This is a genomic window from Elstera litoralis (genome assembly GCF_000963705.1).
Lineage (GTDB): Bacteria > Pseudomonadota > Alphaproteobacteria > Elsterales > Elsteraceae > Elstera > Elstera litoralis.
Window position 1 is genome coordinate 1 of sequence record NZ_LAJY01000354.1, and the last position, 7,137, is coordinate 7,137.

Consider the following 7,137-nt stretch of genomic DNA (forward strand, 5'->3'; position numbering starts at 1 on the left):
ATTGGTTCTGCTGATTAAAGGTGTTGATCGAATTTTCGATCATCAGCAAATACCCGCCGGGCTTTAGCTTCGCCGCCATTTTCGAAATGATGCGCTGCTGATTTTCGAGCGGCTTCACATTGATTAGGAAGCGGTCGGTGAAGACGATGTCATAGCTGTCGCGTAGGCCGGGGATCGTATCGAGCGCCACGCCTTCGCCGTGAAAAAAGCGTACCCGATCGCGGACGGCGGCATCCTGGCTTCCAAGTGTTTCTTGCGCCGAGGCGATCATCTCCGCTGCCGCATCGACCCCGTCGAAACTGAGATCGGGAAAATGTTTGGCCAGCGGAAGGACATTTAGGCCCACGCCGCAGCCGACTTCTAAAATATCGGCTTTTCTTTCGCCGAGGATCGACTGGAAATGCCGCGTGAAGGCGTCGAGTTCCAGGAACTTGACGGTTGGCGTCTTGGTGGTGGCGCGCAGGGCCGTGCCGTAGGCCTCCGCCCAATCGGTCCAATGTTCGAAAACGGCTTTGTTCGTCATATCCGACCTTCCTCACGCTTCGCGGGTTTCGACAGCGACAATGAGGGGAGTCGGTGATCTTTTTTCAAGGGGAAACACCATGCTTCAAAAGCAAGCTCCGGCCGCCTTCGCGGCGGGGGTGGCGGCCGAAGGGCGCATCGAGGGTTATGGCACGGTCTTCGATGTGCCGGACCTTGAGGGCGATATCATCGCGCCCGGCGCTTTCGCCGCGAGTCTTGAGCGTCACCGGCAGGCGGGCAGCGCGCCACGCCTGCTGTGGCAGCATGATCCGACCCAGCCCATCGGGCGCTGGGTGGAGGTGCGCGAAGATGCGCGGGGCCTGCGATTGACCGGGCAACTCGCGCTCGAAACCCAAGTCGGGCGTGAGGCTCACGCCCTGCTGAAACAGGGGGCGCTCGATGGGCTGTCCTTAGGCTTTCTCATCCGCCGGGCCGAATCCGCAGGCGCGGGGCAGCGGCGGATTTTGGAAGCCGAACTGCTCGAATGCAGCCCCGTTACCTTTCCGTGCCATCCGCAAGCGCGGGTGCTCACGGTGAAAACTTACCCCTCTTATAAGGAACAAAACATGACCGATTTGATTGAACCGGCCCTGGCATCGCTCGCGGCCGATCTCGCTACCTTGAAACAGCGCACCGACGCGCTCGATACCGCCGTGCGCCGCGCCGCGGTGCAGCCCCAGGGACAATTCCAGGGAGGTGACGCTCCCGCCCACGGCATTGGCCGCCTGCTGCGCGCGCTTGCGGGCGGGCGCGGCGATCCCGCGCGGGCGGCGGAGTTCGCCGCGAAAACCTGGAACGACGGCTATACGGCGAAAGCCTTGGCGGCGGGTGTTGGCGCTGCGGGTGGCTATCTGGTCCCCGAAATCCAGGCCCAGGAAGTGATCGAGCTTTTGCGCAAAGCTTCCGCCGTCCGCCGTCTCGGGCCGACGTTGGTGCCGATGCCGCACGGCACTTTGCTGATGGCGAAGCTCACCGGCGGCGCGCAGGCCGAGTATCTGGGTGAGAATACCGCCATCACCCCGTCGGTGCCGAGCTTCGGGCAAGTGCGGCTGACGGCGCGCAAACTGGCGGCGTTGGTGCCGATTTCGAACGACCTCATCCGCTACTCCGCCCCGGCGGCCGACCAAGTGGTGCGCGACGATCTGGTGACGGCGCTGGCCGAACGGGAAGACCTCGCCTTCCTCTATGGCAATCCCACCGGCACGGGCAACGACCCGAAGGGTATCCGTCATTGGGTGCTTCCCGCCCAGGAAATCGCCTCCAGCGGGGCCACGGTCGCGGCGATGGTTGCGGATTTGGCGAATATGGTGCTGGCGCTTCAGGAAGGCAAAGCCCGCATGCTGCGCCCGGCCTGGATCATGGCTCCGCGCACGCTGCAAGCGCTGATGGCGGTGCGCGACGGTTCGGGGCATTTCGTCTTCCGGCCCGAGCTTCAGAACGGCACGCTGAACGGGTTCCCGGTGGCAACGTCGCTGCATATTCCGACCGCGCCTGCTTCGGAAATTCTGCTGGTCGATATGGCCGACGTGCTGATTGGCGAGGCCACCGGCCTCTTGATCGATGCGTCCGGCGAGGCGGCTTACCCCTCGGGTGGCAGCGTTATCCCGGCCTTTGGGCTCGATCAAACCATCATCCGCTGCGTCACCGCCCATGATCTCGTGCTGCGTCACGAGGCGGCGGTCGCGGTGCTCACGGGCGTTACTTGGACGCCGTAGGGGGAAATCTCATGCTCACAACCCTGATCCCTCCCGTCGCCGAACCGCTGACCGTGGCGGAGGTGGCGGATTTTCTGCGGCTTCCGATTTCGGAGCCGCCCGCAACCGAACCCGATGAAGCGCCACTGCTGGCGGCGCTGATCGCCTCCGCCCGGCAAGTGTGCGAACAGGCCCTGCGCCGTCGCCTGCTGCCGCAAACCCTCGGCCTCACCGTCGATTATCTGCCCGATGTTCTGCGCTTGCCTTGCGGGCCGATCCGGGCGGTGCTGGCGGTGGAGCAGCGGGACGTGAGCGGCGGGATCAGTTTGATTCCGTCCGACCGCTATATCGTTTCCGGCACGCGGATGGCCCCGATCACTGTGTGACCGGAGCCGAGCATTCCCATCGGCGGTTTCCGCATCGTCTATGAAACCGGCCTCGCCGATACGCCCGAGGCGGTTCCCGCCGCGCTGCGTCAAGGTATGCTGATGCTCATTGCCCATTGGTATGAGCGGCGCGAGGCGGTGCCGACCGATAGCGTGCAACCGCTGCCCTTCGGCGTTGCCGCGCTCTGGCATCCGTTTCGGGTGTTCCGGCTATGAGCGGCATGGCCCCGCCGGAGTTAAAGCGAGGGGAGCTTCCACCCGCCGTGGTGACGGCCCCCGAAATCGGCGCGCTGCGCGAGCGCTTCTTCGTTCAGCGCGCCAAAGACACGCCGAGCCCCGACGGCGGCTTAACCCGCAGCTATTCGACCCTCGCCCTCATCTGGGCCTCGGTCGAAAACCTCGCGGGGCACGCCACCCTCTTCGGGCGCGACGTTGCGGCGGAAACCGGGCGCGAAACCCCGCAAATCCGCCTGCTCACCCGCTACTCCCTGTTCCTCGCCGAGGCCGACCAGATCGACACGATCCTCTATTGGCGGCGGCGGCGGGAACGCTGGCGCATTTGTAGCGTCGCCGATCTCGCCCACCGCAACCGCTTCCTCTCCCTCGACTGCACGCTGCTGGACCGGGTTCCGCCGTCCACGCCGTGAGGCTGGAGAGGGGAGTATGGAGGCGCTGCCTCCAAACCTCCGATCAAGGGGCGTGCCCCTTGATAATCCCATTTCCTGTCGAGGAAATCTCCCATGCTGACTGAAATCATCCAGCGTCTCCGCGCCATCGCGGATCCGTTCGCCGCGCGCGTGGCCGGGGCGGCGACGGTGGAGGCGGCGCTCACGCAAACGCTGACCGAATTTCCGGCGGCGTTTTGTGGTTCCGCTCGACGATAAGGCCGAACCCAATCGGGCCGATGAAAACCTATTGCAGGTTTTGCATCAACGGATTGGCGTTGTCGCGGCGCTCGATGCCTCGGCAGACCCGCGCGGCCAAGCGGCGGCAGAAGCCGCGATGACGATCGTTCGCCGGGCGCTGTGGTACGCGCTGCTCGCCTGGGCACCGGATAATTGCTCGGAGCCGATGGCGTACCACGGGGCGCGAATCGTCCGGCTCGATCAGGCGCGCCTGTGGGTGCTGTTCGAGTTCGACGCGCCGCTGCTGCTGTCGGAATCCCGCGCGGCGGAGGAGGATCTGCCACCCTTCACCCTATTCGCGCCGGAATATGTGCTGCCAACCAGCAGCCTGCCGCCGCCCGCCGACGATCTCCCGCTTCCGCCGCTCCATCCGCCGGTGCCGCCCTTCGGCCCCGGCCATTTCTAACTTTAGGAGACACCCATGTTCGTGATTCCCGCCCCGGCAGGTGCCGACCTGCCCGGAACCCATTTGCGCGTCCTCGATCCCGATACCGGCCGTGCGCTGCCGGAAACCGGGGCTGAGGTGCCCGCCACCCCCTATTGGCTGCGCCGTTTGGCAGAGGGCGACGTGATCGTTCCGGCTCCCGCGCGCCCCCGCAAATCTGCCCAGGAGTAGGCTTTTATGATCGTCTTCAACGATATTCCGAATTCTATTCGGACGCCCTTCACCTATATCGAGTTCGACGCCAGCAAGGCGGGCGGCGGCTTGCCGCAGTTCCCGACGAAACTGCTGGTGATCGGCCAGCGGCTCTCGACGGGCACCTATCCGGCTTTGGTGCCGCAGCTCATCACCAGTTCCGATCAGGCGCGCATCGGCTTCGGCGCGGGCTCGCAACTGCATCACATGATCCAGCGCGTGCGCGACAATAACGCCTATACCGAAACCTACGCCATCGGCGTCGACGATCTCGCCGCCGGGGTAAAAGCCGCCTGGACGATCGATCTGACCGGCACGGTGCCGACCGAAAGCGGGCTTCTGTCGCTCTATATCGGTGGGCGGCGCGTGCAGTCCCGCGTGAAGCCGGGGGAGACGGCGGATGTCGTCGCCACCAACCTGCTGACCGCGATCACTCTCGACGCCGATCTGCCGGTGACGGCAACGCGGACGGGCGCGGTCGTGAGCCTGACGGCGGTGAATGCCGGGGAGGGCGGCAATGAAATCGATCTGCGCGCCGCCTATTATCCCGGCGAGCGCCTGCCGGGCGGCGTTGCAATCACTATCACCCAAACGGTCGTCGGCGCGGGTAACCCCGATCTCAATACCGTTCTCGCGGCCATCGGCGGGGAGCATTACGAGTTCCTCATCAGCCCCTGGACCGATCCCGCCAATATGGCGGTGCTGGACGATTGGCTGCTGACCGTCTCCGGCCCGACGGTGATGCGCGAAGCCATCGCCTTCACGGCGCGGCGCGGCACGCTGGCGCAGCTTTCCACTTGGGGGAGCACGCGGAACAATCAGTTTGTGAGCTGCCTTGGCTTCAATAAATCCCCGAGCCCGGCGTATGAATGGGCGGCGGCCTATGGCGCGGTTGCGGCGTTCCATCTGCCGATTGATCCCGCCCGCCCGATTCATACGCTCGCCCTGAAAGGCCTGTTGCCGCCCATCTCCGGCGACCGCTTCCGCCAGGACGAGCAGAATATTCTGCTCTATGACGGGATTGCCACCTTCATGGTCAGCGGCGACGGGCGCGTGCAGATCCAGCGCGAAATCACCACTTACCAGAAGAACGCCTGGGGCCAGCAGGACGCCGCGTGGCTGGACGTGCAAACGCCCGCCACCCTCTCGTTCTTGCGCAAAGACATCCGCTTCCTCATCGAAAGCAAATTCCCGCGCCATAAGCTTGCCGATAACGGCACGCGCATTCTGGCGGGCCAGCCCATCGTAACGCCCGACCTGCTGAAAGACGAGCTGATCGCCCGCGCCCTGCTGTGGGAAGCGCTCGGCCTCGTCGAGAATATCGACCTGTTCAAGCGCGAGATCGTTGTCGAGCGCGACGCCGCCGACCGCAACCGCGTCAACGCCCTCATCCCCACCAACCTCGTCAACCAGTTCCGCGTGTTTGCGGGGCAGTTGCAGTTCATTATTTAAGGGAGATCCCTCATGGCTAATGTTTGCGGCGACCGCGTTCTTGGCAAAGCCCGGGTAACGGTCGATGGCGAGGTGCTGCGTACCGAAAAAAGCGTGTCGCTCACCCTTGCGGGCGACGAAATCAAGGAAGTCGAAGGCGATTACGAAACCGGCTTTACCGCCGAATTCAAAGCCGCCGAACTCACCTGCAAGCTGATGGTGAAGCCGGGCGATAGCGTTGCCCGGTTCGTCGGCATGTGCGGCGTCACCGTGGTAGCCGAATTCGATACCGGCCAGCGCTTCATTCTGTCCGAAGCCCGCCAAAACTCCCGCCCGAAAATTACCGGGAAGGACGGCGGCCAGGTCGAACTGAAGTTCACCGCCACCAAGTGCGAAGAAATTATCGCCTAACTTTTGGCCCTCGGTTCGATGTGAACCGGGGGCTTTTTTTCAATTTTTCCCACGTACCGGAGGTGTTTATGGCGACCGTTATTCCCGAAATCGATCTGTTCAGCCAGGCCCTGCGCCGCGCCACCCGCGACGTGGAAGCCTTCCAGCAAACCCTCGCCCAAACCCCGGCGGCGAGCGCACGGGCGGCGCTGACCGCCGAGCCGGAGGGGGGTAAGATTGAGCCCGCCGTGTTTCGCCCCCCGGCTGCGGCAGGGCAGGCGGGGGCAATGGTCCTGGATGCAAAGGGGGCGGGTGCCATTGAAATCATTCAGGATATCTGGGGTGCAGCCAAAGAATTTTATGCAACAATGGATGCCTGGGCCAAAAGCACCGCCAAGTATCAGGCGGAGGTGGAGAAACTCCAACATCAAATGGGGGCTTCCGCCACGCAGGCAGGCAAATTCGGGCAGGGAATGCTGGAGCGGTCGCAGGCGTTGCTGCAATCGCCGTCTACTCTGGTCGATGTGTTTGGAAAGGTCGGCACACTCGATCTTGATAAGGGTGTCGATAAGGGCGATCTCGCCAAGCGCACCAATGCCCAGGAAGTCACCAACGCGATTGCCCAAATAGCCTACGTTCGCGGCATCCCGGCGGGCGATCTGGCTGATGTGGTCACACCGCTGCTGCGCCCGGTGCAAGAGAATATGGCGGAGGTTCGGGTTCGCCTTGCTCAATTCTATAACGTCACCAATGACGCGCCCCTGCCCGAAGCAATGATGAAAAGCAGCTTCGCCCCGGTGGTGAACCGGCTGGAGCAATTCGGTGTCGCGCCTGAACAATCCATCGGCAGCGCCGCCAGCCTGCTGGAAATCGCTAAACTCCGGGCGAGCGACCCCGCCCAGGCGGTGAAAGCGACCGAAGAGCTGTTCGCGCAGTTCAACGATGCCGATGTGCGGAAGAGTTTTCAAGAAAAGGGCGTCGATATTGCCGCGCTGCGTCAGCAAGCAAAAACCTTGAATCAAGACCCGCTGCAACTGATTGCGGAGGCGATTCAGAAAGGACAATTTAATCTAAAAGATCTAGATTTTGACCTAAAATCGATCATGAAAGAAAAACAGTCAGCAGTTTTGCTTTCCGATCTTGTGAAGCAGAAGGACGACTATGTTAAGGGC

Annotated in this window: 9 protein-coding genes and 1 pseudogene; 9 read left to right on the forward strand and 1 reads right to left on the reverse strand. The window is 63.2% G+C overall.

Annotated features, from left to right (window positions below; all coding sequences use genetic code 11):
• Positions 1-523: class I SAM-dependent methyltransferase (locus tag VZ95_RS13425; protein WP_045776297.1), on the reverse strand; the 523-nt coding region annotated here is incomplete at its 3' end.
• A 79-nt stretch (positions 524-602) separates the two neighbouring features.
• Here VZ95_RS13425 and VZ95_RS13430 point away from each other — a divergent pair.
• The 9 genes and pseudogenes from VZ95_RS13430 to VZ95_RS13465 form a co-directional block, all read left to right on the forward strand.
• Positions 603-2,237, forward strand: coding sequence for a phage major capsid protein (locus VZ95_RS13430; protein ID WP_045776298.1), 1,635 nt, complete (start codon positions 603-605; stop codon positions 2,235-2,237).
• 11 nt (positions 2,238-2,248) lie between these two features.
• Positions 2,249-2,818: pseudogene (locus VZ95_RS27225) on the forward strand (head-tail connector protein).
• Positions 2,815-3,249, forward strand: coding sequence for a phage head completion protein (locus VZ95_RS13440; protein WP_156995291.1), 435 nt, complete (start codon positions 2,815-2,817; stop codon positions 3,247-3,249). Before VZ95_RS27225 ends, VZ95_RS13440 begins: the two are co-directional and overlap by 4 nt.
• 93 nt (positions 3,250-3,342) lie before the next feature.
• Complete coding sequence (locus tag VZ95_RS24210; protein ID WP_156995292.1) at positions 3,343-3,486, forward strand: hypothetical protein; 144 nt, start codon at positions 3,343-3,345, stop codon at positions 3,484-3,486.
• Positions 3,467-3,913, forward strand: coding sequence for a phage tail terminator protein (locus tag VZ95_RS13445; RefSeq protein ID WP_045776301.1), 447 nt, complete (start codon positions 3,467-3,469; stop codon positions 3,911-3,913). Before VZ95_RS24210 ends, VZ95_RS13445 begins: the two co-directional genes overlap by 20 nt.
• 15 nt (positions 3,914-3,928) lie before the next feature.
• Positions 3,929-4,123, forward strand: a complete 195-nt coding sequence (locus tag VZ95_RS13450) for a DUF2635 domain-containing protein (protein WP_045776302.1) — start codon at positions 3,929-3,931, stop codon at positions 4,121-4,123.
• A 6-nt stretch (positions 4,124-4,129) separates the two neighbouring features.
• The gene (locus VZ95_RS13455) at positions 4,130-5,596 is read left to right on the forward strand and encodes a phage tail sheath subtilisin-like domain-containing protein (RefSeq protein ID WP_045776303.1); all 1,467 of its coding nucleotides are present in this window, start codon (positions 4,130-4,132) and stop codon (positions 5,594-5,596) included.
• A gap of 12 nt (positions 5,597-5,608) precedes the next feature.
• The gene (locus tag VZ95_RS13460; RefSeq protein ID WP_045776304.1) at positions 5,609-5,986 is read left to right on the forward strand and encodes a phage tail tube protein; all 378 of its coding nucleotides are present in this window, start codon (positions 5,609-5,611) and stop codon (positions 5,984-5,986) included.
• Positions 5,987-6,054: 68 nt separating this feature from the next.
• On the forward strand, positions 6,055-7,137 hold a 1,083-nt coding region (locus tag VZ95_RS13465), incomplete at its 3' end, for a hypothetical protein (RefSeq protein ID WP_156995293.1).

Bases quoted from the DNA above. Each gene is read 5' to 3' on its own strand.
- VZ95_RS13460 (WP_045776304.1), top strand. From the start codon at position 5,609: ATGGCTAATGTTTGCGGCGACCGCGTTCTTGGCAAAGCCCGGGTAACG.
- VZ95_RS13440 (WP_156995291.1), top strand. From the start codon at position 2,815: ATGAGCGGCATGGCCCCGCCGGAGTTAAAGCGAGGGGAGCTTCCACCC.
- VZ95_RS13455 (WP_045776303.1), top strand. From the start codon at position 4,130: ATGATCGTCTTCAACGATATTCCGAATTCTATTCGGACGCCCTTCACC.
- VZ95_RS24210 (WP_156995292.1), top strand. From the start codon at position 3,343: ATGCTGACTGAAATCATCCAGCGTCTCCGCGCCATCGCGGATCCGTTC.
- VZ95_RS13430 (WP_045776298.1), top strand. From the start codon at position 603: ATGCTTCAAAAGCAAGCTCCGGCCGCCTTCGCGGCGGGGGTGGCGGCC.
- VZ95_RS13450 (WP_045776302.1), top strand. From the start codon at position 3,929: ATGTTCGTGATTCCCGCCCCGGCAGGTGCCGACCTGCCCGGAACCCAT.